The organism is Frankia sp. Hr75.2, assembly GCF_949319125.1.
Lineage (GTDB): Bacteria > Actinomycetota > Actinomycetes > Frankiales > Frankiaceae > Parafrankia > Parafrankia soli.
Genome location: NZ_CASGGV010000251.1, coordinates 1 through 358, shown reverse-complemented (window position 1 = coordinate 358; position 358 = coordinate 1). Strand labels below are relative to the sequence as shown.

Annotated in this window: 1 protein-coding gene; it reads left to right on the top strand. The window is 66.2% G+C overall.

Annotation, left to right across the window (positions count from 1 at the left end; genetic code table 11):
• A partial coding sequence (locus tag AC559T_RS17525) for a transposase (RefSeq protein ID WP_498869420.1) occupies positions 1–338 on the top strand: 338 nt, incomplete at its 5' end.
• Positions 339–358 lie beyond the last annotated feature (20 nt).

Below are 358 nucleotides of genomic sequence, written 5' to 3'. Positions count from 1 at the left end.
GTCCCCGTACCCGACCCGGGGCGGTCGCCGGGGACAAGGCGTACTCGTCGCGCGGCAACCGTGCCTACCTGCGCAGACGTGGCATCAAGGCCGTCATTCCCGAGAAGGCCGACCAGGCCGCCAACCGCACGAGGAAGGGCAGCAGGGGTGGGCGCCCCGTCCGCCACGACGCTGATCTCTACAAGGAACGGAACACCGTCGAACGTCTGATCAACAAGTTGAAGGCCTGGCGGGGAATCGCCACCCGCTACGACAAGACCCCGGGCAGCTACCTTGCCGGCCTTCACCTCCGCGCCTCGATGATCTGGATCAAGGAGTTCACCCGGACCCCCCTTTGATCACAACCAGATACGCGCCC